Origin of the sequence: Baaleninema sp., from assembly GCF_049974805.1 — a bacterium.
In the GTDB taxonomy this organism is placed as follows: domain Bacteria; phylum Cyanobacteriota; class Cyanobacteriia; order Cyanobacteriales; family Geitlerinemataceae; genus Baaleninema.
The window spans coordinates 1-26786 of record NZ_JBNGCO010000047.1 but is presented as its reverse complement, the minus strand read 5'-3'; the positions used below and the strand labels follow the sequence as shown (position 1 = coordinate 26786).

Sequence of the window (26786 nt, the reverse complement as noted above, 5' to 3'; positions counted from 1 at the left end):
GAACAACCGCCAAAGTTTACACTTTTATGATAGCGGTTTTGCCCTTAGCGGTCAACTCCCCTTGACTCTGTTGCGGGTGTTGATTAAAAAATCAAGCGTATAGCCGAACAACCGCCAAAGTTTACACTTTTATGATAGCGGTTTTGCCCTTAGCGGTCAATATCTCTCGATCGAACGCGACAAAACTTAACAATTTCCGCTAATTTTCTGGAAACCCTTGTAACAGCAACCTTCAATTCTATTCAATTATCAATTACCGACAGGTATATCCGTCGTAACGATAGCCATTGATATCAGGAAACTCGTCGTCATCGAGTTGGTCGCAACCGAGACTGTTGGACATTTCTTCAGCGTGGAAATTCACCAACCAAACATCGAGGGGTTTGGGAAGTTCGGCGAGGGTTTGATTGAGGGTTTCTGTGGGATTTTGGTTTTCGAGTTTGTGAGCTAAAAGAAAATGCGACGGTTGAGAAAAGCCGATTTTTTCCAATTCCCAAGCGATGGCAATTAATCGCCCGGTTTGTCCGTGGTGTTTGTGAGTCGTGGCGATGAGAACGGGAACGTCTTCGGAGGTTTTGGCGATAAATTGCGCCAATCGATCGCCTCGGTGGTTTTGCAAGTAACCGACGTTGGCTAAAATGCTGAAACTCCCGATAAAGGCGATTCCTAAAACCGCAAGAACTTGATATTTCTGGCGAGTCCACCGAGGCGCCAGACGAGCGGCGATAAATACCACGACGGCGGGAAATACTGGGAAGAAGAAACGAGGCGCCAGGGTGAGATCGCTTCCGAGGCTGTAGGTGACGCCGAGTAAGACGGCGAGGGTGGCGAGGAGGTAGAGGGGGAGGTGAGGAGGTGAGGAGGTGAAAGGTTTGTAGAGAAGTTTAGCCAGGTAGAGGAGGGAGAGGAGGAAGGCGAGGCTACTGGGGATGACGAGCCAAAGGGGTAAGGCGAGGATGTCGAGGGGAAACATCAACAGCATCGACAGCAACCAGGCGATCGCTCTGAGTACGGCGTCGATTCCGATTCCGCCATCGTATACCCAATCGGTGAGGTGGCTTTGGCTGACTTGTCGCCATAGGGGAATCCAGGCGACGCCGGAAAGGGTGGTTCCCAAGGCGGCGATGGCGATTCCTCGCCAAGCGAGACTGCGGCGGTGGGGAGGGTATTTCAGCCAAATTCCGGCTAAGACGAAGGCTTGGGAAAGGGGAACTAAGGCGAAGAAGTAATGGATGGCGATTCCGACGCCGTTGATGAGTATCCAGGGAATGGAGTGTTTGGGGGAAAGGGGTTTGTGTTGGAAGATGGCTTCGACGGCGACGACGAAATAGTAGAGAGATGCGATCGAAACGAGAACGGCTAAGGTATAGTGACGGGCTTCTTGGGAAAGGAATACGCCAAAGGGGGAGACTGCCATGATGGCGGCGGCCAGTTGTGCCACAATAACGGAACGGTAGGCGCGATCGGCTAAGAGGTAGATGGCGGGAATGGCGAGGGTTCCCAAGAGGGCGGAGAGCGATCGCGCAGCCAAGAGAACGTTTTCGCCGCCAAACCCCTGTATCCAGTAATGGGAGAGGATGAAGTACAGGGGGGGATGGGTACTTTCTGACATCAGGTGAGTGACTGCGTCGGCGACGGTGGCGGTCGATCGCAGTTGTAGCGGTTGCATTAAGATGTCAGGGGGGATGGGTCGATCGAGCGGTACGTTAAGGAAGCTATTCCCCAGGCTAAAGGCGATTGTGGCACATTCGTCCGTCCAGGGGGGAAGGGCGGTTAGGCGAGCGAACCGCAATGTCAAGCCGAGAAGACACCAGGTGAAGAGTAGAGGTTTCAACAATTGAAGGTTGAGCGTTGAGAACTGGGGGTTTATGGTATCAAATTTTGGGGTTGGGGATTCACTCCACCGGGTACAGAGAACAGGTCGATTTTTCGGATTTTATCAATACATTTATTTAAAAGTTTGATTTTTTGTTATTATTGAATTAGGCAGATTTTTTTATAAATACTTTGTCTAAAAAACGCAAAAATCCTTTTGCAAGGTTATTTAAATACGCAGATAGCTACCGCGTTGAGATTTGGAAAGCCTCGGCTTGTTCGGTACTCAATAAAATTTTTGACCTCGCTCCGCCAGCGTTAATTGGATTAGCGGTTGACATTGTGGTGCAACAGGAAAACTCGTTTTTAGCGGGGTTGGCCGTCAAAAGTATATTCGCTCAATTGGTGGTGTTGTCGCTGCTGAGTTTCCTGATTTGGGGGTTAGAATCGCTGTTTGAATATGCCTATAAACGCTTGTGGCGAAATTTGGCGCAGGCGATCCAACACGATTTGCGCCTCGATGCGTACCGCCATTTACAAGCGATGGAACTGTCGTTTTTTGAAGAACGGAGTACGGGAGGGTTGCTGTCGGTTCTCAACGACGATATCAACCAACTGGAACGGTTTTTAGATGGGGGCGCCAATGAGATTTTACAAGTTTCGACGACGGTAATCGTCATCGGTGGGGCGTTTTTTGTGCTGGCGCCGAACGTGGCGTGGTTGGCGATGTTGCCGATGCCGTTTATTTTATGGGGTTCGATCGCCTTTCAAAAACGACTCGCGCCGCGTTATGCTGCCGTTCGGGAATCGGTGGGGTGGTTGAACGCGCAATTGACCAACAATTTGACGGGAATTACCACGATTAAGAGTTTTACAGCGGAAGAATACGAAGTCAATCGGATCGATCGCCTCAGTAACGAATATCGTTACAGCAACCAACGCGCGATCGCCCTCAGTGCGGCGTTCGTTCCCCTGATTCGGATTGTGATTTTGGTGGGGTTTACGGCAACTCTGTTACTGGGAGGGTTGGAGGCGGCGGCGGGAACCCTGGCGGTGGGAACCTACAGTACGATGGTATTCTTGACGCAGCGGTTGCTGTGGCCGTTGACGCGGTTGGGGGAAACCCTGGATTTGTACCAGCGATCGCAGGCGTCGACGCGGCGGGTGTTTAAGTTGCTGGATATGCCGATTACGGTGTATCCGGGGAACAAACCGCTTCCCGTGGAACGGGTAAACGGCGAGATTTGCTTGGAAAACGTCACCTTCGGCTATCTCGATCGCTCTGCGGTGATTTCGGACTTTTCGCTACGGGTTCCCGCTGGAGATACTGTCGCCATCGTAGGCGCCACAGGTTCGGGGAAAAGTACCATCGTTAAGTTGCTGTTGCGATTGTACGAGATTCACTCGGGACGAATTACCCTCGACGGAATCGATATTCAGGAGATTTTGTTACAGGATTTGCGGCGAGCGATGGCCTTAGTCAGTCAAGATGTGTTTCTGTTTCATGGAACCGTGGCGGAAAACATCCGGTATGGGAGTTTCGACGCCACAGAAGAGGATGTGGTAGCGGCGGCGGCGATCGCAGAAGCACAGGACTTTATTACAGAATTACCCCAAGGGTACGATACCGTCATTGGAGAACGGGGACAGAAGCTTTCTGGCGGACAACGCCAACGGTTGGCGATCGCGCGAGCGGTGTTGAAAGATCCGCCGATTTTGATTTTAGACGAAGCGACGTCGGCGGTGGATAACGAGACGGAGGCGGCGATTCAACGATCGCTCGATCGAATCACGCAAAACCGGACAACCATTGCGATCGCGCACCGTCTGAGTACCATTCGCCACGCCGATTGTATCTATTTGACGTTCTCCCCCGCCTGAAGGCAGGGGGATTCCTGGTTCGTCGATCCACCTTTAAATCTCCGCCAAGCCAACTCGCTGACTCGAACCCACTATCCTTCAACTCTCCGACTGGATGCTTTTAAGACAATGGCTGAAGATTCCAGAGGGCTAATCTCCCCAGGCTTTTTTGACGTTTCCGTGCGCCCCACGGTACGTTAGAAAGCATTTGAGCAAATGCTTGACTTTTCTGGACTCGCGACTCTTTTGAGTGCTTGCGTTTTTAAAGAGGTCTCTCGCACCTCTGCACCGATGTCGCAATGGTCCTATGAATCCCGAAATCGGGTTGGGCTACCGACGAATTTACCCTGGCACCGGACTGAACTCAGTTTAGCATTTGAAATGCCGCCCTGGAAGGGCGGGGCTTGAAACCCCTAATTTTCGGTCATGGACAAAGGCAAAATCGCCGAACGGGGTTCCCACGAAGAACTTTTGGAGCGTCAAGGAATTTACGCAGCGTTGTGGCGAGTGCAAATGGGAGGGAAATTCACCCAAGGGTAGAGTCAAAGAAATGGGGTTACGAGCAACCCCATTTCGTCACCGTTAAAGACTTAGCGAACAGAAGACTCCTGTTTTAAGTCGTCGATGAGGCGTTGTAAATCGCTCACATCGGCGTGGAAAACATCCTTACAGAATTCACAGGTAGCTTCTGCACCGCCGTCTTTTTCGATCATGTCCTTGAGTTCCGCCGAACCCAGAAGTTTCAACGCTCCCAAGAGACGTTCCCAGGAACAACCACAGTGAAAGCGCAACATCTGAACGCCGGGGAGAATTTGCAAACCTAAATCTCCCATGAGACTTTCAAAAATCGCCGGAAGGCTTTTCTGTTTTCGCAGCAGGGGAGTAAATCCCGAAAGTCCCGCGAGGCGAGATTCCAGCGTGGCAACAAGTTCCTCATCGCGAGCCGCTTTCGGAAGAACTTGCAGGAGAATTCCCCCAGCCGCCGTTACGCCGTCGGCTCCCACGAACACCCCGAGAACCAACGCCGAGGGAGTTTGTTCCGAGTTGACGAGGTAGTGGGTTACATCGTCGCCGATTTCTCCAGAGACGAGTTCGACGGTACTGGAGTAGGGATAGCCGTAGCCGACATCGCGGATGACATAGAGAAAACCGTTAGACCCCACGGCGCCGCCAACGTCGAGTTTGCCAATTTTGTTAGGCGGCAGTTCGACAGAGGGATTTTCCACGTAGCCGCGAACCGTTCCATCGAGTCCCGCATCGACGAGGATACCGCCGAGGGGACCGTCGCCGCGAACGCGGATGTTGACGCGAGAGTCGGGTTTCTTCATGCTAGAGGCGAGGAGAAGACCCGCGCACATGGTTCGTCCGAGAGCGGCGGTAGCGACGTAAGAGAGTTTGTGGCGTTGTCGGACTTCTTCAGTGAGTCGTGTGGTGATGGCTCCAACGCAGCGAATGCCGCCATCTGCTGCTGTTGCGCGAACGAGCTGATCTGCCATGAATGTTTTGAGGTTTGGGATCGTCTTATCTTAATTTATTGTAACGATCGCGGGATTCCCAGGGATTGGGATTACGACCTAGCGATCGAACCGGAAAATTCGTCATAATGAGTTTCGTGGGCTTGCTGGGGATAACTGGAAGTATGCTGGGAACGTTTCAACAAAGCCATTTGCGAATTGAGATCGACGCTTCGGCGAGTGCGATCGCTCGCAGTTTGCTGCATCCGAGTGAATTACAGAAGTGGTTGCCACAACAGTTATCGCCGGGTTTACCGGAAAAGTTGCATGAAGGGTTGACGTTTACGAGTTCCCTGGGGTTCGTATCGATCGAGCATCATGTGGAAGTGGCGAGCGATCGCTGTTTGCGAATGTTACTCAGTGGCGGAATCGACGGCTTTCACGAGTGGTACTGGGGTGACGGTTGGGTGCAGTCGCGTTTAGAAGGCGTGTCGCTGTTACCGCTGAATTTGGGTCAAACAGTGAGTTTGTGGCGGTTGAAGGAGTTTCTCGTCCAGTCGAAGGAACCGCAGCCTCAGTAATTTTACGGACTTTTTTAAGATTTTAGGTCACAATAGGGGTAACAGGCTTTCTCCACCCCGTTTTTCTCCTTCAGGCTTGGGGTGGAGTTTTTTTTAAGTTTTGAAAATAAAAAAGGAAAAAAGTAAAAAACCGTAGGTTGGGTGGAGCGCCAGCGAAACCCAACAGCCAATCCTTATCGCTCAAGATTTACCCAGGAAAGTCTACCGAAACCCACCGCTTTTGTCGTTTTTTTTCATATTTTTCAACCCGAGAGCAATCCTAAATCATCTGTGGGAAATAACCCGTTTAAACTTCGTTCCCTTCGTCAGATTGTCTCTCCAGATCCCCGGCATCTCCAAGATGCCGGGGATCTTATACAGCAATGTACCGAAATGGGATATTGGCAGGAATTATTTAATAATACTATATACAAAAATACGGAAGTCTGTTATTTATTGATTTTACACTTGCGCAAAAATACGGAAATTGGAGATCGATCGCCAAAATTCCCAAAAATTTTGCCAAAACCATCCTGAGACCCGAGCTTATTCAGAGAACAAAGGAATGGTAGATGCACCCTGATGGCAACCCTGGAACTTGCTGGAGTTCCGGGGTTTTTTTCTTGACTGACTCTCCGTACTCGAAGCTTCTCACTTCATCAACAGGAAGCCATCTACTCACGAACCTGGAACTTGCAAGAGTTCCAGGTTTTTTCTGGGCGATAGAGGGAACAGGCAATAGGGAACAGGGAACAGAAAAACCACAAAATTATCCGGAACCTCCCACCTTTCTAGAGAACAGAGAAATGGTAGATGCACCCTGATGGCAACCCTGGAACTTGCTGGAGTTCCGGGGTTTTTTTTCAGCGAACCCTGTACAGCGGACAGCGAACAGTGTCTCCTCATCTCCTCATCTCCTCACCACCGAACGAGCCTGAGTATAAAATTCTTCACCAAACTACCCGGCCCTAGACCCTGCCAGGTATGCGATCATAGATCGGGTTAACAGCGATCGATATCAAATCACTTCACGAGAATGGAAAACCAGCAAAAGCCCACAGTCATTGTTACGGGAGCCTCTTCGGGTGTTGGCTTGTACGCCGCGAAAGCCCTCGCCGAAAAGGGATGGTACGTCGTCATGGCCTGCCGCAACTTGGAAAAAGCGGAAAAAGCCGCTCAAGATCTCGGTATAGCCAAAGACAGTTACAAAGTTCTGCATATCGACTTGGGGTCGTTGCAGAGCGTTCGCCAGTTCGTCACCAACTACCGCTCCCTGAACCGACCCATCCGGGCCCTGGTGTGCAACGCCGCGATTTATATGCCGCTGCTGAAAGAGCCGATGCGGAGTCCTGAAGGGTACGAGCTGACGATGACCACCAACCACTTGGGTCATTTTCTGCTGTGTAACCTGATGTTGGCGGACTTCGAGCAGTCTAACGAACCGGACAAACGGATGGTGATTTTGGGAACCGTCACCCACAACCCGGACGAACTCGGTGGAAAAATCCCGCCGCGTCCGGATTTAGGCACTCTCGACGGGTTCGCCAAAGGCTTCAAAGAGCCGGTTTCGATGATTGACGGTAAGAAATTCGAGCCGGTGAAAGCGTACAAAGACAGTAAAGTCTGCAATGTCTTGACGATGCGGGAACTGCACCGCCGCTATCACGAGTCTACGGGTATCACTTTTAGTTCCCTGTACCCCGGATGCGTGGCCGATACGCCGCTGTTCCGCAATCACTATCCCCTGTTCCAAAAAATCTTCCCGGTGTTCCAGAAATACATCACGGGGGGATATGTTTCTCAGGAGTTGGCTGGCGAACGGGTGGCGGCGGTCGTGGCTGACCCGGACTTTAAGCAATCTGGTGTTTACTGGAGTTGGGGCAACCGCCAGAAGAAAGGCCGCCAGTCCTTCGCTCAGAAGGTGTCGCCGCAGGCTCGCGACGATGAGAAAGGCGGACGGATGTGGGATTTGAGCTTGGAGTTGGTGGGACTGAGTTAGTCCCCGACTGGAGCGGTTCTCCGCGTCCTTCGATTCTGTGACGGATAAAATTGCCCCGTAGCCGCGTTGAGGCAACGCGACTACGGGGTTTTCAGTGGACATACAGACAGACCGCCGTGGGAATTAGTAGTTTTTCAAGGCCCGTGCGATTTCGCGTTTTTCCTGTTTTTTCTTCAGGGATTCTCGCTTGTCGTGGAGTTTTTTGCCTCGTCCCAAGCCGATTAAGACTTTGACCCAACCTTTTTTGAGATAGACTTTGAGGGGTACGAGGGTCAAGCCTTTTTCTTCGACTTTTCCGATGAGTCTGCGAATTTGGTCGCGATGTAAAAGTAGTTTTCGCGTGCGGCGAGGGTCGTGGTTGAAGTACTGACTTGCCGTGTTGTACGGCGAAATATGTACGTTGAACAACCAGGCTTCGTTGTTACGAATCAGGGCGTAACCGTCTCGTAAGTTGATGCGGCCTTGGCGAATGGATTTAACTTCGGTGCCTTTGAGTTCGACTCCGGCTTCGTAGGTGTCTAGGATTTCGTAACGGTAACGGGCTTGGCGGTTATCGCTAATGACTTTGTATCCTTTGCTGTTATCTTTGGCCATACGCATTTTGATGGGAACTATCTACAATTGACGGATTTCTTCCTCAGAAGAAATGCGGCGATCGCTTGTGGGAATTGTAACGCGAATCCTAACGGAAATTGTCACCACCACAATCGCATCAAGATCGGAAATATCTGTGTTTTTACTGAAGTTTCGATCGAGCGATCGTGATAATATCAAATTGCCCCTTCTTATATTTTAGGATCGGGAGTGGGTGCAGGCAGGAGCGAGACGAAGTGTTACAACCGGATTCTCTCGAACGCTGCCTGGAATGGGCAAGCGTTCACGTTAGCTGGGAACTCTACCGCAGTGCTGTTGCTGATTACGATCGCGCTCTGACGTTTGACGAGCGGTGCGATCGCGCCTGGTTGGGCAAAGGATTGGCATTAATGGCACTCAAACATTATGCTGCGGCGATCGACGCTTTCGAGGCAGCCCTCGACCTCGACGAGACTCAAGCGAGTTGGTGGTATATCCGCAGCCAAGCGGAAGCGGCTTGTGAGCGTTGGGAAGAGGCGCTCTCGTCGGTTGGGCGAGCGATCGATCTAATTCCCGACAATTCCCAGTTTTGGAAACATCGCGCCACCATTCTCTTAGCCTTGAACCGTCTCGAGGAAGCGCAGCGGAGTTTCCATTGCGCTGTGAAGTTACAACCCGACGAGATTGAAACTCTGGTCTCCTACGGACAGTTACTCGAACAGCTAGGCTGTTACCGCGAAGCGTTAGAACATTACACCCAAGTAACGACACTCCAACCCGATCTCCATTGTATCTGGTTAAATCGGGCAACGGTGTTGTTGCAGCTTCAATGTCCCAAAGAGGCGTTGGAGTGTTGCGATCGCGCGGGAAGCCTCGCGCCTCACTGTCCTCAAGTGTGGATGGTACGGGGAGACGTTTTCTGCCACTTGCGACGTTATGCCGAAGCCATGACCGCCTACCGTCAGGTATTCAGCCTCCCCGGTACTTCTTCCAAGGGAGTACAGTCCTTGTATCGCGCCTGTTCTCGCTGTTCCTTCCAAGGGGCGCGTTCTCTGCTGCGATCGCTGCGAAACTGTCGCTGGCTTGATTGGTTAGCTCGTTCTCGCTGGTTAGTTTGAAGGGACACGAGTTCGATGGCGACCCGATTTTTCAACCCTCGTTATTGTTTAAAAATGTAACGGTAATCTTGACAATTGAACGTTAGTCTGGATGAGTTTTTTAATAAAAGTTTAGCTTAGGAAAACGTCGGATCGATCGAGTTTTCCGTTCGCTACAGCCCTTGTGTTCTCGGCACTTTGCCAAGCAATGTTAAACCGAAATCGACCGAGTATCTATTGACAAAGCCCCCACATTTCGATATTACGTAAATTGGCTTTGTATGTTCGAGTAGAGGAGATCGCAATCTTGAAAAAGCTCGTTTCTTTTGTCCTGCTTGCCCTGGCAGTGACGGTTTTTGCCTTCGGTCGCCCCGCCTGGGCTGCCGATATCGAACATGGTTCTCAAGTTTTTAGCGCCAACTGCACGGCGTGTCACATGGGAGGCGGCAACGTAGTGAACGCGGCCAAAACCCTCAAAAAAGACGCGCTGGAAAAATACGGGATGGATTCCCTCGAAGCGATTAAAAATCAGGTGACGAACGGGAAAAACGCGATGCCGTCTTTCCTGGGTCGTCTGTCTCCTGACGATATCGAAGACGTAGCCGCCTACGTGCTTTCCCAAGCTGACAAAGGTTGGTAAACGGCGTCTGAGTGCGTCGATTCTTCCAACCCGAGGATGCTGAGCGCGTCCTGGTGTTGCTCCGCAAGGAGTCTCAGCCAGGACGCGCTTTGTCTGGAAAGGTCAGCCGCCGCGAGCGAAAGCCCCCATGACAACGGCAGATAGAAGAAGTCCGGGGGAAAGCAGGAGAAGCAGCAGGAATAAATCGTGAGTGGTCATGGCAGGTTGGGCGGTGAGGGGTTTTATGGGGGTCTCGCTCTAGGTTAAACAGGATTGACCGATCGACCCGTATTTTTTGCGTTTTTTTAAGCTCTCCCTGGTCAGAGGGTTTGCAACCAAGTTTTAACCCGCTGAAGTTGAATCGGTAAGCCGTTCTGAATTTCCGAACGGTTATCTCCTTTTAAGGTGTAAGATTCGGGACATTCGGGGCGCGATCGCGTCAGGTTGGTTTGAGCGACTAAATCCACCGTGTTGGCTTCCACCAAATACAGTTGCGATCGCGTTCCGTAAACCGTTAAGCCGCCGTACCACCCCTCTTCATTGAGATACCAACAGGTTTGAGCGTCCTCGGGATCGTTGGTTTCGTACAGACACAAAACTAACTCAGTGTCCGAGGTGGGATCGGTATCCTTCTGAGGCGGCCAGTCGTTGAGGTTGGCGACTTGTCCGACGAACTGGTAATCGATATCGGGGGTATCGCGCACGACGGCGATGGAGCTGTCTGCGATCGAACCCTGATAATCGCCAGCGTTGGGAAGAGCAAAGGTGGCTTTTTGCGAGTTTCCCACTTGGCCGTTACTAATTTTTACCACGCGACAGAGGGACGCGAGCGCCTCGCGATCGATAGTGATGTCGCTGGCGATGGCTGAAGCTTCTGAGAGGGGAGTAGTGGGCGCATTGGCGTTAGAATCCGGGGGTTGCGTGCGACATCCCGTCAGAGCGAAACCCGCCAAGGCACCGAGACAAACCCAACGTCGTACATTCATAGAGCGTTAAAAATTGTGCTGTATTAATCGAAGGCGTGAGAGGAGTTGGGCGAGTTTTGCGAGCAATTCTAATCCAGCCCTCGGGGACTGTCAAACCGTCTCACCTGCCCGTTTCCTGTGTCGTTTTCTAGATGGCTTTACTGGAAACGATATAGTGAAACAGGAACGCTAAATTGAAGAACTCTCTCGTTTTGCGATCGTGATTGATATTTCTCTTTCGACTCTATTCGACCTAGCGAACCTGTTCGTTTTGCCCTTTTGGGCGTTAATGGTTTTGCTTCCCAACTGGGACGTTACCCGGCGGGTGTTGCGATCGAACCTCCCCTTCGTGGTGCTGGTTGCTTTCTATCTCTACTGTATTTCCCAAAGTCTCAACGCTGAATCCGCCGAAGCTCTGGCGAATCCCAGTTTGTCTCAAATCGCCCGTTTCTTTGGGGAAGAACCCGCCGCCGCCACGGGTTGGGCGCATTTTCTGGTCATGGACTTGTTCGTGGGGCGTTGGATTTACTGGGAAGGTCAAAAAACTGGGGTTTGGACGACGCACTCGATCGTGCTGTGTTTGTTCGCCGGACCGGTGGGAGTTTTGTCTCACATCGTCACGGTAGCGGTACGCGATCGCTTCTTCGGGGTCGATCGCGACTCGGCGTCACGCGGTACGCTAGAAGGAAAACGTCCAGACGCGGTTTAAAGACCTCCGAGACACCTATGAACAACGAGGACTATAACATTTCCACCTCCCAATCGAGCGAGATTCAGGTGATTCCTCCCGCCGTGGAGCGCGTGATTCCCGCGTTGCGCCGTGCGGGACAGATCAGCTTTTGGGTGCAGGTGATTTTAGGCGTCGTGGCGGCGTTAATTTTCCTGTTTACCATTCCCATCGCAGCCTCCGACGACCCCACTTCGGCGCAAATCAACCCAGGACGCGGACCGGGGATTTTCTTTGCGGTGACGGGGTTGGTGGCGTTGGGAATCAGTATTTACTGGGCGCTGCGATACGGCCGACTGGCGCAACGCCTGGGAACGCCGGATAGCAGTTTGCGTCCGACGCGGGCCGAAACCATACGGGCTATTGAAATCGGTTCGATCGTGAATTTGGTGGGAATGCTGTTTAACCTGTTAGCGGCGGAAACCATTACGGGGATTTTGCTGGCGAAAGCGTTGCGATCGGAAGGGGTGGCGTTTTCTCCGGCGGCGTTAAATCAGTTGATTCAACCCATCGACATTTTTGTGGTGTTGGGAAACACGCATACCCTCTTTGCTCACTTTATCGGACTGACGACTTCCCTGTGGTTGTTGCGCTGGGTGGTGAAGTCGAAATCCTGACCTTGCTGATGGCGATCGCGCAGGGTAATAAAAATAGTTACGGTTTTTACGACCCCCGCGATCGCCGGTTCGATGACGGGGGCGCTTTAAAATTGAGAGAGTCAGGCCACTTTAACGGAATTCGATCGCCATCGAACCATGACCCCCAACAATACATTAAAAGTCGTTAAAAAAGCAGGTGCGGGACTGTTGCTGTTCGTCGGCGTTCCCATCGTTCTGGTGTCTCTGTTCGGCTTATCCGATGTCAATTCTGGCGTCCGACAACTCTCGTTAATCGTGTTGGCGTTTGTCGGTTTACCGCCTACGGCGGTCGGCGGATGGCTGTTGTGGAGTTTGCGGACGCAACACCAGCAGGAACAGCTCGATTTGGAGAGGGCGGAACAGCAACGGCTACAACGGACGTTTTTCCAGATGTTGGCGGAGAACCAGGGTGCGATTACGCCGCTACAGTTTTCGATCGCGACTCAAATTTCGGGCGATCGCGCTCGTGAGTATATTGAGTTACGGGCGAAGGAATTCGATGCGACGACGGAGATGAGTTTGGAAGGGAGTACAGTTTATCAGTTCGAGTTGCAGCCGAAGTTGTTGGCGCAAAAAATCGACGAGTTGTCGTGAGTGGTTGAATTCACCGCACCAGAACTTGAGGACACAGAGATTTAAGGTGTTCGGCCAGATACCCGGTATTTTGAAGATGCCGGGTATCTTTTCGGGTTTTTGTTAGAGTATGGCGTTGGGTTCGAGAAGTGTGACCGTCCAGCGATATTCGGGGTTCGATCGATACTGCGGCGACTGTTCTAAGTATCGAATAAAGGTAAAAAAGTCGTTGTCGTAATGGGTGACGATACAACCGGAACTGGCGGTTCCAGATAGGGGGAAATTCATATCGGGGTGGAAAACAAACGCCCCGCCGTCTCGTCCTGGTAGCCACTGACGAACGGTTTCGCCGGGATCGATATGGCCGTTGTGGTTGCGATCGAATCCGATGGGAAGTTCTCCGACTTGCATTAACCCTGTAAACGGCCGTCCGCGACGCAGACGCATCCCCGGTTGCAACCGCCATTTTCCGATATGTTGGCCGGTCATGAGTTGCGCCGGGCCGCCAAAGGGTTCGTGGTCAGGGTGAACGTCCAATCTGGCGTTGGATTCGGTGGTGATGGGAACGGCGAGGCGGATTTGGGGGCGCGAGCCCTCATCGAAGGTCAGCAATACCAGCAAATCGTTGTATCGCGGCGGTAAGGGGGCGTTTCCGTTGGGGGTTCCGTCGGGATTCATCCCTTTAATCAAGACGATGTTAATTTCACCAGGGTTTCGATCGATCCGGTAATTGTGCGATTCCATGTACTCGACGATGGCCGCCGCTAACTGCGATCGCGGACTGGGACGGCGGTATAAATGTCGATATCGAGTCGAGTTGGCCTGGGAAACCGCTTCGCGAGGGGTTTCACCGCTGTCTGTTTGGGCGGACGCGGGAGTTGTCACGAAGTCGAGGGCGCAAGCGGTTAGGACGGTTCCCAACAACAAACGCCAGGTAAGTTGAGTTGGGGTGTGGAACGGGAACACGGTGAAGAATTGACAATTGATAACTGACAATTGATAACGGTGTGTTGGGATTGAGGGGCGATCGTTCACGGTTACCGCCTCGTTACCCCCTCATCCGGTTATCTCCTCAGCACCCGGTCAATTCTAGACCAACTCAGACAGAGGCCGTTTCTCGATGTTCGATGCGGGTTCCCAAGACTTCGAGGAATTTGGCTAACCATTGCGGATGTGCGGGCCAAGCGGGGGCGGTGACGAGATTTCCGTCCACGACGGCTTCGTTGACGGGGATTTCGGCGTAGGTTCCCCCGGCGAGTTCCACTTCCGGACGACAAGCGGGATACGCCGAACAGGTTTTACCGTGGAGGACGTTCGCCGCTGCGAGGAGTTGGGCGCCGTGACAGATGGCGGCGATGGGCTTTTTGGTGTTGGCGAAGTAGCGCACGATTTCGATAACGCGCTTGTTGAGGCGGATGTATTCCGGGGCGCGTCCGCCGGGAATCACTAAGGCGTCGTAGGTTTCCGGGCGAATTTCCTCGAAACTGGCGTTGAGGGTGAAGTAATGGCCGGGTTTTTCGCTGTAGGTGCGATCGCCCTCGAAATCGTGGACGGCGGTGCGGACTTTATCGCCAACTTTAGTATCGGGGGCTACGGCGTCCACGGTATACCCCACCATTTGCAGGGCTTGGAAGGGAACTATCACTTCGTAGTCTTCTACGAAATCTCCGACGAGCATTAAAATTTTTCGACCGGCCATAACACCTTTCCTAATCTGTGCGACGAGTTTGTTAAACTGTCAATTCAAGTCTTGGCTCTAGTATGGCACGGTGTTGCGATTTGCTGACAGTCCGTGTGGTTGGTGGCGTGGGATACTATGCGCGATCGAATATCTGAGCTAACATCGATGGCGATCGCGTTACAGAAAAGGGAGCAACCATGAAGCTCACTGCTCGAAATACACTCAAAGGTAAAGTGACTCAGGTTGTTCCTGGGACGGTGAACTCGGAAGTCACTTTAGAAATTGCGCCGGGTATCGAAATCGTCGGTATTGTCTCGAAAGCCTCGGCGGAACGATTGGCGTTAGCGGAGGGAAAAGAGGCTTACGCTGTGGTTAAAGCCAGTAATGTCATGTTTGCCGTTGAATGATTTTTTATTTTCCAAATTCTCTCCAAATTCGTTGTAAATTTTCTGTTTGGACTTAATTTTAAGAGATTCTGCACGAGTCAGACCCCCGGTATCTTCGACATACCGGGGGTCTTTTTGGAGTTTCTGAAAAAAATGTATCGATCTTGACGGATGCCACGTCTGAAATGATAAGTTCGATACAGCCTTAAAATTTGGTTCGTAGAACTCTTAATTTTTAGGTTATTTTAAGAAACAAGCCTGTTTTATTTTTATATTTATAAAAAATGTAACGCTTGGCGTTGCAGAATGTAAAGAAGTGAGACGACGGCCGCGAGGGGCGATCGAGGTGCGGGAGACTCCGAAAAATTACCTAGTTTCCGAAAGCCTTTCAAAATAGGCATTTCCAGGGTTCTGTAAAATGAGTTTGAGTACATCGATTGTTATAAGTGTTTGTACGTAAGTACTCAAACGGATAATTTTTGTGAGGCTTGAATATACAAGGGTTTCGGGACTTTTAACTGTCGCTACATCCCTCCCGAACCCTCCCGTTAAAATCCCGCACCCCACCCCCCAAAAAAATATTTAACCGAATTCAAATACCCATTGCACGGTGGTTTCAGATATCGAGTAATGGCGTAATTAAATTAATCTACTCGCCTTTGGGTCGAGTTCGCCACGAACTTGATATAAAAAACTGCAAGATTTTCAATATCGATTTCGATCGAGGACGTAAAAAATCCAGATCGATCGGTCGATCGCCCGTCCTTTGTTCGAGTCGTTTGTCGTTGCAAAATCGAGCCAATAGGAGACCGAATCGTGACTGTCAGCACCTCACCTTCTCAGCGATCGCAAACGAACACCCATCGAGTCACCCTGCGGGTGGCTGTAGCGACCCGAGGCGATGGGTTAGTGAACCAACATTTCGGACACGCCAGCAGCTTTCAAGTCTACGACGTGACCGAGAGCGAAGCCCTCTGGGTCGAAGAACGCGCCGTCACGCCCTACTGTCACGGCCCCGACAACGGCCCGGGAAACCTCGATTTGATTTTGCAAACCCTGCAAGACTGCACGGCCATTTTCGTGTCCCGCATCGGTCACGGCCCCGACGATCGCCTTCGCAAAGCAGGTATCGAACCCATCTGTGTTTACGACGCGATCGAAACCGCCTTGTTCGACTTTTTCGACAGTCACCAATCGTGATGAGGTGATGAGGTGATGAGGTGATGAGGAGATGAGGTGATGAGAAAAGTCCACATCATCCGGTCATCCCACCATCACCTCACCACGGATTGCTGTTAGCGGTAGAACCCATGACTACACCCGTTTATCTCGATAACAACGCTACAACTTGCGTGGCGGAGGAAGTTCTCGAAGCCATGTGGCCGTATCTGACGAAGCTTTACGGGAACCCGTCGAGTATGCACACTTTTGGCGGCCAGGTGGCGAAAGTCGTCAAACAGTCGCGAGAAAACGTCGCCAATCTCATCGGTGCAGACCCCAGCGAAATCGTCTTTACCAGTTGCGGAAGCGAGGGAGACAACGCCGCGATTCGGGCTGCGATCGCCGCCAATCCGGAAAAACGCCATCTCGTCACCACGCAAGTGGAACATCCAGCGGTGTTGAACCTGTGCAGAACCCTGGAAAAACAGGGTTATTCTGTCACCTATCTTTCCGTGGACGAAAAAGGCTGTCTCAACCTCGACGAGTTGCGGTTGGCGTTGCGGGAAGATACGGCGTTGGTGTCGGTGATGGCGGCGAATAACGAAACTGGCGTTGTCTTTCCCATCGATCGCATCGCCAATATCGTCAAAGAACGAGGGATTTTGTTTCACGTCGATGCTGTGCAGGCGGTGGGGAAACTTCCGTTAAACCTGCGAGACAGTGCGATCGATTTCCTGGTATTTTCCGGTCACAAACTCCACGCCCCCAAAGGGATCGGCGCCTTGTACGTCCGTCGCGGAACGCGGTTTCGCCCGCTGATTGTGGGCGGACACCAGGAACGGGGACGCCGAGGGGGAACGGAAAACATTCCAGCGATCGCGGGATTGGGGAAAGCGGCGGAACTGGCGATGCAACATCTCGAAGATGAAAATACGGGGGTGAGATCGTTGCGCGATCGCCTCGAACTCAACCTGTTGCGGGAGATTCCCGACTGTCAGCTTAACGGACATCCCGCGATGCGCCTCCCCAACACCACCAACATCGGATTTAAGTACATCGAAGGCGAGGCGATTTTACTGTTACTCGATCGCTACGGAATTTGCGCCTCGTCCGGTTCAGCTTGCACCTCCGGTTCCCTCGAACCCTCTCACGTGCTGCGGGCGATGGGTTTACCGTACACGCTGCTACATGGTTCGATTCGCTTCAGTCTCTCTCGGTATACCACGGCGGAGGAGATCGATCGGGTTCTCGACGCGATGCCGAAAATCGTGCAACGCCTTCGCGATATCTCGCCCTTTAAAGATGACGCGGCGAATTGGCTGCAACCCGCTGCGGCGGCGAGATGATGAAGAATTGGTAGGGGGTGTGACGCGGCGAGAAAATGTCGGAGTTGACAGCTAAATGAGGTTTTCCCCGTCACGCACCGCCCCCACAAACCAACCGTTTCCAAGTATCAATTATCAATTACCCAAAATGTGGAATTACAGTGACAAAGTTATGGATTTGTTTCTCAACCCACACAACTTGGGCGCGATCGCCCCCGAGGAGTGCAACGAGAACGAAACCCTCGCCGTCGGGGAAGTCGGTAGTATCGTTTGTGGCGATGCGTTGCGACTTCATTTAAAGATCGATCGCCCCACGGAGACGATTACCGACGCTCGATTTCAAACCTTCGGATGTGCTAGTGCGATCGCCTCTTCCTCAGCGTTGACAGATTTAATTAAAGGCATGACAGTCGATGGCGCGGCGAAACTCACCAATCGCGAAATTGCCGAATTTTTAGAAGGGTTGCCCGAGGAAAAAATGCACTGTTCCGTGATGGGACAAGAAGCCCTCGAATCGGCGATCGCCAACTATCGCGGCGTCGAACTCGAACCCCACGAAGACGACGATGGCGCGTTAGTTTGTACCTGTTTCGCCGTGAGCGAAGAACGCATCCGCCGCACGATTTTAGAAAATCATCTCACCGACGCCGAACAGGTGACGAACTATGTCAAAGCTGGCGGTGGCTGTGGTTCTTGTTTGGCGGCGATCGACGATATTTTGGCAGAAGTGAACGAGAGTTATCGCGAAACCACTGTTGCTGTAGAAACGGCGATGGCGAATCAGAAACAACCGCTGACGACGCTGCAAAAAATCGTGAAGATTCAGCAAGTGTTGGAAAACGATGTTCGTCCCGCGTTACAAGCTGACGGTGGAGATTTAGAACTTTACGATATCGATGGCGATTGCGTCAAAGTTATTTTAAAGGGGGCTTGCGATGGTTGTCCCAGTGTTTCGGCGACGCTAAAACTTGCCATTGAAAAACGTCTCCAAGATGCAATTTCGCCGAGTTTAGTCGTTGAAGCGGTGAAATCGACCTTGGCGGCGTCTTCTTAAGTTTTTCGAGTTTTTTTAAAGGTTCCTACCACAGTGTATCCGAGTTGATCCTCTGACACACTGCTCCTCTGGAAATATTTCCAGGGGATTTTTTTGTAGGCTAATACAGTTATGACTTGTAGTGATAAGTTTTAGGTTGAGTTGACGAAGGAAACCCGACAGCAGCCAACCCGGAGTGCGACTCGATTCGGCCGTGCGATCGATCTAGGTCTATCAATGTGGCGGACTGAATCTTTCAAAAGAGTTTTTTGTCTTGAGTTTGTTGTAATTGGGGGCTGTTGGGTTTCGTTACTTAACCCAACATACGGCTACATTTAAAACATCATAAAATTTTGATTTTTGATAAAAAAATGCGATCGACTTTAAAATCTATTTGTTTGTATACGATCGCATAAAATAAAAACAGAAATATTGTTTATTTCCGAAAAAACAAATTCTAAATAAAACTTTAAAATCGGAATAAAACTGTTATAAATAAATTTCCAAAAAGATTGTTTTTGGTGTGCAAATACACAAAGTCAAAATAAAAGGTTTTGTATAACTAAAACTGTACCGAAGAACAACTGCATTGCGTTCGGAAAAGCCGACGAAAAACTCGCCGACCTTCTAACCTTGCAGATCGATCGCCTTCAGTGCCGAAAAACTGCATCACAACGCAGGTTTAAAACCCAACACTTCAAGACGGACATTGAAGTTCGATCGAACTCACAGACGCTTCACCAAACGAACAACGGAGGTCTCATCATGAGGAAGATTGCTGTTTACGGAAAAGGCGGAATCGGCAAATCCACCACCACCCAAAACACCGTGGCTGGACTCGTCGAACTCGGTCGCAAAGTGATGATTGTGGGTTGCGACCCGAAAGCCGACTCCACGCGCCTGTTACTGGGTGGCTTGCACCAAAAGAGCGTTCTCGACACCCTGCGTGAAGAAGGCGAAGACATCGAACTCGAAGACATTCGCAAAGAAGGCTACGGCAACACCCTATGCGTCGAATCCGGCGGTCCCGAACCCGGCGTTGGCTGTGCCGGACGAGGCATCATCACCTCCATCAGCATGCTCGAACAACTCGGCGCCTACGAAGAAGACGAGCAGCTCGATTACGCCTTTTACGACGTACTCGGAGACGTGGTTTGCGGTGGGTTTGCCATGCCGATTCGCGAAGGCAAAGCCCAGGAAATCTACATCGTCACCTCGGGCGAAATGATGGCGATGTACGCCGCCAACAACATCTGTCGGGGGATTAAAAAATACGCCGACACCGGCGGCGTGCGTCTCGGCGGTTTGATTTGCAACTCCCGCAAAGTCGATCGAGAAGCGGACTTAATTACCGCTCTCGCCGAAGCCCTGGGAACGCAAATGATCTACTTCATGCCCCGCGACAACATGGTGCAACGGGCAGAACTCAACCGCCAGACGGTCATCGAATTCGCTCCCGAGTGCGAACAAGCCCAACACTACCGCAACCTCGCCAAAGCGATCGATGCCAACACCAACCACGTCGTCCCCACGCCGATGAGTAACGACGATCTCGAAAAACTGTTGGTCAAATTCGGCTTGTACGGATGATGTTTTAGAGAGGGAGCTTCCGGAGAGGGGGAGAGGAGGAGATGAGCGTTTTCCCTCATCCCATCATCTCCTCATCCCATCACCCCATCATCTCCTCATCCCGATCGCACCCTCATCCCAGAGTTGTCAACTGTCGAAATTAGGAGATCGAAACCTAATGAATGTCATGATTCGGGCGATCGTGCGCCCTGAAAAAACCACCGATGTGTTGCAAGCCTTACTCGAAGCGGGATATCCCGCCGTCACCAAAATCGACGTATTCGGACGAGGCAAACAACGGGGCTTGAAAATCGGCAACGTTCAATACGACGAACTGCCCAAAGAACTGTTAATCATCGTCGTTCCCGAAACCGATAAAGACCTAGTGGTGCGCGTCGTTCTCGAAAGCGCCCGCACTGGCACCGAAGGCGCTTACGGCGACGGCAAAATCTTCGTCAGTCCCGTCGAAGACGTTTACACCATCAGCACCGGGGTCAAAGAAGCCACCGATACCCCCGCTGCCAAAACCCTCACTACGGTTTGAGCCGTTCTGTCACTCAACCGGAGGAATGCAACCGTGAAAGAAGTTATGGCGGTTATCCGAGCCAACAAAATCGGAGATACCAAACAAGCTCTCGTCAATGAAGGGTTTCCCGCCTTCAACGCCGTTAAAGTTCTCGGACGGGGACGCCAGGCCATCGAAGCCGAAGTCATCGACGCCCTGAACCAACATCCCGACGATGCCAACGAAGTGTTACCCCTGTTGGCACGCTGCCCCCGTCTGATTCCCAAACGCCTCGTGAGCGTGGTGGTTCCCGACGAACAAGTGCGTCAAGTCGTCAACACCATCACCCGCGTCAACCAAACCGGAAACCCCGGTGACGGCAAAATCTTCGTCGTTCCCGTCACCGACAGCATCCGCATCCGTACCGCCGAAAGCGGCAACGTTGCTGTCGATGAAATGACCGGCGTGTTGTAACACTCGGTCAAATCGAGCGACCCAATCGAGAAACGCGAAAGTGGGCGCGGCGATCGCGCCCCTATCCTCCCACGCATCATAGGAGAGAGGTCATGCCAGACAACGGAAAACTCGCCCCAACCAACGAACTCGAACGTCAAGCCGCCCAGGCCAACCGAGACGTAATGCAAGCGGAATCCCCCGTCTCCCGCGACACCACCACCACCACCGTCGAAGAAATCGTTACCGCCTATCCGAAGAAAGTCGCCAAAAAGCGCGGCAAACACATCGTCGTTCGTGACCCTTCCATCCCCGACCAAGAAATTCAAGCCAACGCCCGCACCACACCGGGCATTATCACCCAACGGGGTTGCAGCTTTGCCGGATGTAAAGGGGTGGTGGTCGGTCCCTTCGGCGACTGCGTTCACATCGTCCACGGCCCCGTTGGCTGTTCTTACTACTCTTGGCTAACGCGGCGCAACCAGTTCAAACCCCGCGAAGAGGGTCAAAACTTTCTGCATTACTGCTTCACCACCGACATGGACGAACACGACCTCGTCTTCGGCGGCGTTAAAAAACTCAAACAAGCGGTTCAGGAAGCCTACGACATCTTTCATCCCAAATCCATCACCGTCCACGCCACCTGTCCCGTCGGCTTAATCGGCGACGACATCCAAGGGGCAGCCAAGGAAATGACGGCCAAACTGGGGATTGAGGTGATCGCCTTCAACTGCGAAGGATACAAAGGCGTCAGTCAATCCGCCGGACACCACATCGCCAACAACGGGTTCTTCAAACAGTGGATTGGCAAAGATACGGAAACCGAAGAAATCCCCGGTTACACCGTCAACCTCCTCGGGGAGTACAACATCGGCGGCGACGCTTGGGAAATCGAGCGGGTTCTGAACAAATGCGGCATCAACGTCGTGGCCAGCTTCAGCGGTGATGGGTCTTACGACGAAGCGACGCAAGCGCATTTGGCGAAAGTGAACTTGGTTATGTGCCACCGTTCCATCAACTATATGGCGACGATGATGGAAACGAAGTTCGGCACGCCTTGGATGAAGGTGAATTTCATCGGCGTTCACGCTTTTGCGAAGAGTTTGCGGAAAATTGCTCGCTTCTTCGACGATGCTGCCCTCACGGAACGGGTCGAACAAGTCATTGCGGAAGAAGTGGGGTTGGCTGAGGCGCAACTGGCGGAGTATCGCAAACGCCTTAACGGAAAAACAGTCTTCCTGTTCGTGGGGGGGTCTCGCGCCCACCACTATCAAGAACTGTTTGCTGATTTGGGCATGAAAACCATCGTTGCGGGTTACGAATTCGCCCACCGGGACGATTATGAAGGACGGCAAGCGTTACCGCGCATTAAGGTGGACGCTGACAGTCGCAACATTGAAGAGTTGGAAGTCAAACCCGATCCCGATCGCTTTAAATTGGCGTTGTCCGAAGAGGTTCTCACTCAGTTACGCCAGGAGAAAGTCCTCAGCGAGTACGAGGGAATGATGCCCGATATGGGCGAAGGCACGTTGTTGGTGGATAATATCTCCCACCACGAACTCGACTTGTTGATTCAGCGGTTCAAACCGGACTTAATCGGGTCTGGGATTAAGGACAAATACGTTATTGAGAAATTCGGCGTTCCGTCCAAGCAACTGCACAACTACGATTACGGCGGTCCGTTTGCTGGGTTCCAAGGTGCAGTCAACTTCGCTAAAGACATCGATTTGCGCGTCAACGGCCCGGCGTGGAAATACATCGAAGCGCCGTGGTAAGGCGGTGGGGAGATGAGGAGATGATGAGGTGAGGAGGTGAGGAGATTTCTAATCATCCCATCATCCGGTCATCCCATCATCCGGTTACTGGCTACCAGGTAATAACCATCGATCGACGTTTTTTGAGAGTTTGACGAGTTTTCCAATGATGCGATCGTAGGTGCGATATAGTTCTCGTCCCAGTTCGACATCTAAGTATTGGCACTTCACGGCAAACTCTATCCAAATCTGAGTTTCTGCGGCTTCGGCTTCACAATCGCTCAACTTGGCAATAAATGCAGCCCGGTATCGACGCTTCCGCCAAGCTTCTGCCAGATTTGCACAGATCGATCGAGAGGCGCGACGAATTTGGTCAGTCAACGCGAACCGTTCTTCAATGGGAAAGCGTTTTGAAAGCTCAAAAATCTTCATTGCTGCCTCAAACGCTATCTGGTAAACCTCTAACTCTCGATGACTGCGAATTAAACCGTTCTGGTTCATCTCATCACCTCATCATCCCATCACCTCACCATCCCATCATCCCATCATCCCATCATCCCATCATCCCATCACTTCACAGAAGAGAGAGGAAAGTCATCATGCTAGAAGCTACACCGAAACAAGTTGTCGATCGCGAAGCGTTACGCATCAATCCGGCGAAAACTTGCCAACCCATCGGCGCCATGTACGCTGCACTTGGGATTCACGGTTGTCTCCCCCATTCTCACGGTTCTCAAGGTTGCTGTTCCTATCACCGTTCCCACCTGACACGCCACTATCGCGAACCGATTATGGCGGCGACGAGTTCCTTTACGGAAGGAACGGCGGTATTCGGTGGCGGCGCCAACTTGCGCCAAGCCTTCAAAACGATGTACAGCTTGTACGATCCGCCTGTCATCGCCATCAACACCACTTGTCTGTCGGAAACCATCGGCGACGACATCCCCACGCTGATTCGGGAGTCTCGCGACAGCGGGATTATCCCTGAAGGGAAAGTGGTCATCCACGCCAACACTCCCAGTTATGTGGGAACGCACATTACGGGGTGGTCGAACATGACGCGGGCGATCGTGTCTTATCTGTCGGAGAAAAGCGAGACGCCGAAACCTCAAATTAACGTCATTCCCGGTTATGTGGAACCGTCGGACATCCGCCACATCAAACGGTTGTTGAAGGAAATCGGTGTCGAGTCGGTGGTGTTCCCCGATACCTCCGATGTGGTGGATACGCCGCAAACGGGTAAGTTCGAGATGTATCCGAAAGGTGGAACTCCCGTCGATGCGTTGAAGACTACGGGAGACAGCCTCGCGACGTTGGCGTTAGGTGTCGAAGCCAGTAAAGCGGCGGCGATCGAACTCGATCGCAAGTGTCAGGTTCCCTATCACCTGCTGGATTTACCGATTGGGGTTGCAGCCACCGATCGCTTCGTGCAAGCGGTTATCGAAACCACTGGCGTGGAACCGCCGGAATCGTTGCGGGACGATCGCGGTCGCTTGGTGGACATCATGACTGATATGCAGCAGTACCTCTATGGTAAACGAGTTGCGCTGTCGGGCGATCCGGATCAAATGGTGCCGCTGGCAGAATTCTTGGTCAGTTGCGGTGCGAAACCCGTCTACGTCATCACTGGAACCACGTCGAAATACTTCCGCGAACGTTGCAAAGCCATCCTCGCCGATTGGGTTCCCGAAGCCGTGGTGAAAGACAACGCAGATATGTTTTATCTGCACCAGTTGATTAAAGACGAACCTGTGGACTTGTTGATTACCAACGTTTACGGCAAGTATATAGCCCGGTCGGAAGATATTCCCTTCGTGCGGTTTGGCTGGCCGATTCTCGATCGCGTCGGACACAGCTATTTCCCCACGGTTGGCTATCGCGGCGGAATGCACCTGCTGTGCAACATCATCAACACGCTTCTCGAACGCAAAGATCGCGACGACCCCGATGAGGTGTTCGAGTTAGTCCTCTAGTCTGCGATGGGGAGGTGAGGAGATGGGACGGTGAGGAGATGGGGAGGTGAGGAGAGAATTTTCCTTCATCTCATCATCCCATCATCCCATCATCTCATCATCCCATCATCCCATCATCCCATCATCTTCAACAACAAGGGAGGTCAACATGGGTAAACTCCACAAACCCAACCATCACATTTTTGTTTGCGCTTCGTTTCGCGCCAAAGGGGAAGCCCAGGGCGTGTGTAGTAAGAAAAGTTCGATGTCGTTGATTCAGTATCTCGAAAACGAGTTGGTCGATCGCGGAATGGACGATGTTTTGGTGTCGTCTACGGGATGCTTGAAACTGTGCGATCGCGGTCCAGTAATGATGGTTTATCCCGACAATTACTGGTACGGCGAAGTTGACGAAGATGCGATCGATGAAATCCTCGACGCTCTCGAAGAAAACGAAGCCGCAGAAGAGTATTTGTTTGCGTGAGTTTGTTTGCGTGAAATATCGGTACGTGACGCGGTAATGCAACATTGACCGGATTTCGACAACATTTTTCGGCCGCGTCACGCACCCGACGATTTTCCGAATTTTCTAACCTAAAGTTCCATGAATTCTGCCATTTTTGAAGAACGTGCTAACCAGATTCACCGAAAGGGTAAAACCCCTTTTCAACTGGTTTGTAACAAAGACAGTCTCGCGGGAGCCGTCAGCCAACGCGCCTGCGTCTTTTGCGGTTCTCGCGTGGTTCTCTATCCCATCGCCGACGCGGTTCACCTGGTTCACGGCCCCATTGGTTGCGCGGCGTACACTTGGGATATTCGCGGGGCGCTCTCCTCTGGACCGGAACTGCATCGCCTCAGTTTCTCGACGGATTTACAGGAACGAGATGTTATTTTTGGCGGCGAACCGAAGCTGTACAAAGCGTTAGTTGAACTCATCGATCGCCACCATCCCAACGGTGCTTTTGTCTATTCAACTTGCATCGTCGGAATTATCGGAGACGACCTCGACAGCATTTGTAAGCGGGTCAGCCAAGAAAAAGGCATTCCCGTCATTCCGGTTAAGTCGGAAGGCTTTAAAGGCAACAAACGCGCCGGATACAACGCTGCTTGTAAAGCCATGTTCGAGCTGGTGGGAACGGGCGATACGACGGGGATTTCTCCCCACAGCATCAACATTTTGGGTGACTTCAACCTCGCGGGAGAAATTTGGATTATCCGCGAATATTTCGAGAAAATGGGCGTGGAAGTGGTCGCCAACATTACCGGAGACGGACGCATTAAAGACATCGCCCGATGTCATGGGGCTGCTCTCAACGTGGTTCAATGTTCTGGCGCAACTTTGGATTTAGCCAAGATGATGAAAGAGGAATATGGAACGCCGTTTTTACGGGTTTCTTATTTCGGCGTTGAGGATATGGCAAAAGCCTTGTACGATGTCGCCAAAGTCTTTCAAGACGACCCCAAAATTCTCGATCGCGCCAAACAACTCGTCCGCGACGAACTCTCGGAATTATATCCCAAACTGCAACAATACCGCCAAGATTTACAGGGTAAAAAAGCAGCGATTTACGTCGGCGGCGCGTTTAAAGCCTTTTCTCTCGTCAAAGCCTTCCGTTTGTTAGGAATGGACGTGGTAATGGTGGGGTCTCAAACTGGAACCAGTGAAGATTATAAAGAACTTCACGAAATTACCGATCCGGGGACGATTATTGTAGACGATTCTAATCCCCTGGAACTGTCAGCTTTTCTCAAGGAAAAAGACGTTGACATTTTCGTTGGCGGCGTTAAAGAACGTCCCATCGCCTACAAACTCGGACTCGGTTTTTGCGACCACAATCACGAACGGAAAGAAGCTCTAGAAGGCTTTGTGGGAATGTTTAACTTCGCTAAAGAAGTTCATTCAACGGTGATGTCTCCTGTGTGGCGTTTCGTGCCGAGGAAAACTCAAAAAACGCCGTAAAACGCTTGATTTTACAGAATGCAAACGCCCCATTTGACGCACTCAAAGCGAGATTTGTCATGGTTAAAAAACTCCTCGAAAAAGGAAGAGATGAAGCTTACGTCTCCACCACAAACGCCTGTAAACT

At 51.7% G+C, this 26786-nt stretch carries 28 protein-coding genes; 20 read left to right on the top strand and 8 right to left on the bottom strand.

From position 1 onward, the window contains the following. Positions 1–253 precede the first annotated feature (253 nt). Positions 254–1834 carry a glycosyltransferase family 39 protein gene (locus tag ACP5D4_RS10965; protein ID WP_428011665.1) on the bottom strand — a complete coding sequence of 527 codons (1581 nt, stop codon included), beginning with the start codon at positions 1832–1834 and terminating at the stop codon, positions 254–256. Between the two features lie 173 nt (positions 1835–2007). On the opposite strand from ACP5D4_RS10965, the gene ACP5D4_RS10960 reads away from it, so the two are divergent. Continuing rightward, a complete protein-coding gene (locus tag ACP5D4_RS10960) occupies positions 2008–3696 on the top strand; it encodes an ABC transporter ATP-binding protein (RefSeq protein WP_428011664.1) in 1689 nt (562 codons plus the stop codon). A 569-nt stretch (positions 3697–4265) separates the two neighbouring features. Here ACP5D4_RS10960 and hslO read toward each other — a convergent pair. Further along, complete coding sequence (gene hslO, locus ACP5D4_RS10955; RefSeq protein WP_428011663.1) at positions 4266–5171, bottom strand: Hsp33 family molecular chaperone HslO; 906 nt, start codon at positions 5169–5171, stop codon at positions 4266–4268. A gap of 143 nt (positions 5172–5314) precedes the next feature. On the opposite strand from hslO, the gene ACP5D4_RS10950 reads away from it, so the two are divergent. The 3 genes from ACP5D4_RS10950 to ACP5D4_RS10940 all read left to right on the top strand — a co-directional run bounded on the left by ACP5D4_RS10950 (position 5315) and on the right by ACP5D4_RS10940 (position 7688). Continuing rightward, the gene (locus tag ACP5D4_RS10950) at positions 5315–5710 is read left to right on the top strand and encodes a hypothetical protein (RefSeq protein ID WP_428011673.1); all 396 of its coding nucleotides are present in this window, start codon (positions 5315–5317) and stop codon (positions 5708–5710) included. 141 nt (positions 5711–5851) lie between these two features. Beyond that, complete coding sequence (locus ACP5D4_RS10945; protein ID WP_428011662.1) at positions 5852–6226, top strand: hypothetical protein; 375 nt, start codon at positions 5852–5854, stop codon at positions 6224–6226. 499 nt (positions 6227–6725) lie between these two features. Continuing rightward, positions 6726–7688 (top strand): protochlorophyllide reductase, encoded by a 963-nt coding sequence (locus ACP5D4_RS10940; protein ID WP_428011661.1) that lies wholly within the window; start codon positions 6726–6728, stop codon positions 7686–7688. 123 nt (positions 7689–7811) lie between these two features. On the opposite strand, the gene smpB is transcribed toward ACP5D4_RS10940, so the two are convergent. Together smpB and ACP5D4_RS10930 are read right to left on the bottom strand one after the other, a co-directional pair. After that, positions 7812–8282 (bottom strand): SsrA-binding protein SmpB, encoded by a 471-nt coding sequence (gene smpB / locus ACP5D4_RS10935; RefSeq protein WP_428011660.1) that lies wholly within the window; start codon positions 8280–8282, stop codon positions 7812–7814. A 21-nt stretch (positions 8283–8303) separates the two neighbouring features. Then, positions 8304–8462, bottom strand: a complete 159-nt coding sequence (locus tag ACP5D4_RS10930; protein ID WP_428011659.1) for a hypothetical protein — start codon at positions 8460–8462, stop codon at positions 8304–8306. Positions 8463–8518: 56 nt separating this feature from the next. Between ACP5D4_RS10930 and ACP5D4_RS10925 the strand changes: the two genes are divergently transcribed. Both ACP5D4_RS10925 and petJ read left to right on the top strand, forming a co-directional pair. Then, positions 8519–9379: a tetratricopeptide repeat protein gene (locus ACP5D4_RS10925; RefSeq protein ID WP_428011658.1), complete on the top strand. Its 861-nt coding sequence runs from the start codon at positions 8519–8521 to the stop codon at positions 9377–9379. Between the two features lie 286 nt (positions 9380–9665). Next, entirely contained in the window at positions 9666–9998 is a 333-nt protein-coding gene (gene petJ / locus ACP5D4_RS10920; protein ID WP_428011657.1) for a cytochrome c6 PetJ, read from the top strand. A gap of 299 nt (positions 9999–10297) precedes the next feature. Here petJ and ACP5D4_RS10915 read toward each other — a convergent pair whose 3' ends face one another. Further along, positions 10298–10963 (bottom strand): hypothetical protein, encoded by a 666-nt coding sequence (locus ACP5D4_RS10915; protein WP_428011656.1) that lies wholly within the window; start codon positions 10961–10963, stop codon positions 10298–10300. Positions 10964–11171: 208 nt separating this feature from the next. On the opposite strand from ACP5D4_RS10915, the gene ACP5D4_RS10910 reads away from it, so the two are divergent. The 3 genes from ACP5D4_RS10910 to ACP5D4_RS10900 all read left to right on the top strand — a co-directional run bounded on the left by ACP5D4_RS10910 (position 11172) and on the right by ACP5D4_RS10900 (position 12901). Beyond that, complete coding sequence (locus ACP5D4_RS10910; protein WP_428011672.1) at positions 11172–11651, top strand: ABA4-like family protein; 480 nt, start codon at positions 11172–11174, stop codon at positions 11649–11651. A gap of 17 nt (positions 11652–11668) precedes the next feature. After that, a complete protein-coding gene (locus ACP5D4_RS10905; protein WP_428011655.1) occupies positions 11669–12286 on the top strand; it encodes a DUF3611 family protein in 618 nt (205 codons plus the stop codon). Between the two features lie 138 nt (positions 12287–12424). Further along, positions 12425–12901 (top strand): hypothetical protein, encoded by a 477-nt coding sequence (locus tag ACP5D4_RS10900; RefSeq protein WP_428011654.1) that lies wholly within the window; start codon positions 12425–12427, stop codon positions 12899–12901. Positions 12902–13003: 102 nt separating this feature from the next. On the opposite strand, the gene ACP5D4_RS10895 is transcribed toward ACP5D4_RS10900, so the two are convergent. After that, the gene (locus ACP5D4_RS10895; RefSeq protein ID WP_428011653.1) at positions 13004–13846 is read right to left on the bottom strand and encodes a hypothetical protein; all 843 of its coding nucleotides are present in this window, start codon (positions 13844–13846) and stop codon (positions 13004–13006) included. 133 nt (positions 13847–13979) lie between these two features. After that, complete coding sequence (locus tag ACP5D4_RS10890; RefSeq protein ID WP_428011652.1) at positions 13980–14579, bottom strand: DJ-1/PfpI family protein; 600 nt, start codon at positions 14577–14579, stop codon at positions 13980–13982. A 179-nt stretch (positions 14580–14758) separates the two neighbouring features. Here ACP5D4_RS10890 and ACP5D4_RS10885 point away from each other — a divergent pair, with 179 nt between their 5' ends. The 8 genes from ACP5D4_RS10885 to nifD all read left to right on the top strand — a co-directional run bounded on the left by ACP5D4_RS10885 (position 14759) and on the right by nifD (position 22768). Then, a complete protein-coding gene (locus ACP5D4_RS10885; protein ID WP_428011651.1) occupies positions 14759–14968 on the top strand; it encodes a TOBE domain-containing protein in 210 nt (69 codons plus the stop codon). A gap of 795 nt (positions 14969–15763) precedes the next feature. After that, on the top strand, positions 15764–16147 hold the full coding sequence (locus ACP5D4_RS10880) for a NifB/NifX family molybdenum-iron cluster-binding protein (RefSeq protein ID WP_428011650.1): 384 nt from the start codon (positions 15764–15766) through the stop codon (positions 16145–16147). Positions 16148–16257: 110 nt separating this feature from the next. Continuing rightward, a complete protein-coding gene (gene nifS, locus ACP5D4_RS10875; protein WP_428011649.1) occupies positions 16258–17454 on the top strand; it encodes a cysteine desulfurase NifS in 1197 nt (398 codons plus the stop codon). 127 nt (positions 17455–17581) lie between these two features. Continuing rightward, on the top strand, positions 17582–18487 hold the full coding sequence (gene nifU, locus ACP5D4_RS10870) for a Fe-S cluster assembly protein NifU (RefSeq protein ID WP_428011648.1): 906 nt from the start codon (positions 17582–17584) through the stop codon (positions 18485–18487). A 744-nt stretch (positions 18488–19231) separates the two neighbouring features. Further along, entirely contained in the window at positions 19232–20056 is an 825-nt protein-coding gene (gene nifH, locus ACP5D4_RS10865; protein WP_428011647.1) for a nitrogenase iron protein, read from the top strand. Between the two features lie 157 nt (positions 20057–20213). After that, on the top strand, positions 20214–20579 hold the full coding sequence (locus tag ACP5D4_RS10860) for a P-II family nitrogen regulator (protein WP_428011646.1): 366 nt from the start codon (positions 20214–20216) through the stop codon (positions 20577–20579). A gap of 33 nt (positions 20580–20612) precedes the next feature. Continuing rightward, positions 20613–21014 carry a P-II family nitrogen regulator gene (locus ACP5D4_RS10855; RefSeq protein WP_428011645.1) on the top strand — a complete coding sequence of 134 codons (402 nt, stop codon included), beginning with the start codon at positions 20613–20615 and terminating at the stop codon, positions 21012–21014. Positions 21015–21106: 92 nt separating this feature from the next. After that, a complete protein-coding gene (gene nifD / locus ACP5D4_RS10850) occupies positions 21107–22768 on the top strand; it encodes a nitrogenase molybdenum-iron protein alpha chain (RefSeq protein ID WP_428011644.1) in 1662 nt (553 codons plus the stop codon). Between the two features lie 84 nt (positions 22769–22852). On the opposite strand, the gene ACP5D4_RS10845 is transcribed toward nifD, so the two are convergent. Continuing rightward, complete coding sequence (locus ACP5D4_RS10845) at positions 22853–23248, bottom strand: four helix bundle protein (protein ID WP_428011643.1); 396 nt, start codon at positions 23246–23248, stop codon at positions 22853–22855. A 98-nt stretch (positions 23249–23346) separates the two neighbouring features. On the opposite strand from ACP5D4_RS10845, the gene nifK reads away from it, so the two are divergent. The 3 genes from nifK to nifE all read left to right on the top strand — a co-directional run bounded on the left by nifK (position 23347) and on the right by nifE (position 26659). Beyond that, positions 23347–24720 (top strand): nitrogenase molybdenum-iron protein subunit beta, encoded by a 1374-nt coding sequence (gene nifK, locus ACP5D4_RS10840; RefSeq protein WP_428011642.1) that lies wholly within the window; start codon positions 23347–23349, stop codon positions 24718–24720. Positions 24721–24868: 148 nt separating this feature from the next. Continuing rightward, positions 24869–25183, top strand: a complete 315-nt coding sequence (locus ACP5D4_RS10835) for a (2Fe-2S) ferredoxin domain-containing protein (protein WP_428011641.1) — start codon at positions 24869–24871, stop codon at positions 25181–25183. Between the two features lie 120 nt (positions 25184–25303). After that, the gene (gene nifE, locus ACP5D4_RS10830; protein ID WP_428011640.1) at positions 25304–26659 is read left to right on the top strand and encodes a nitrogenase iron-molybdenum cofactor biosynthesis protein NifE; all 1356 of its coding nucleotides are present in this window, start codon (positions 25304–25306) and stop codon (positions 26657–26659) included. Positions 26660–26786 lie beyond the last annotated feature (127 nt).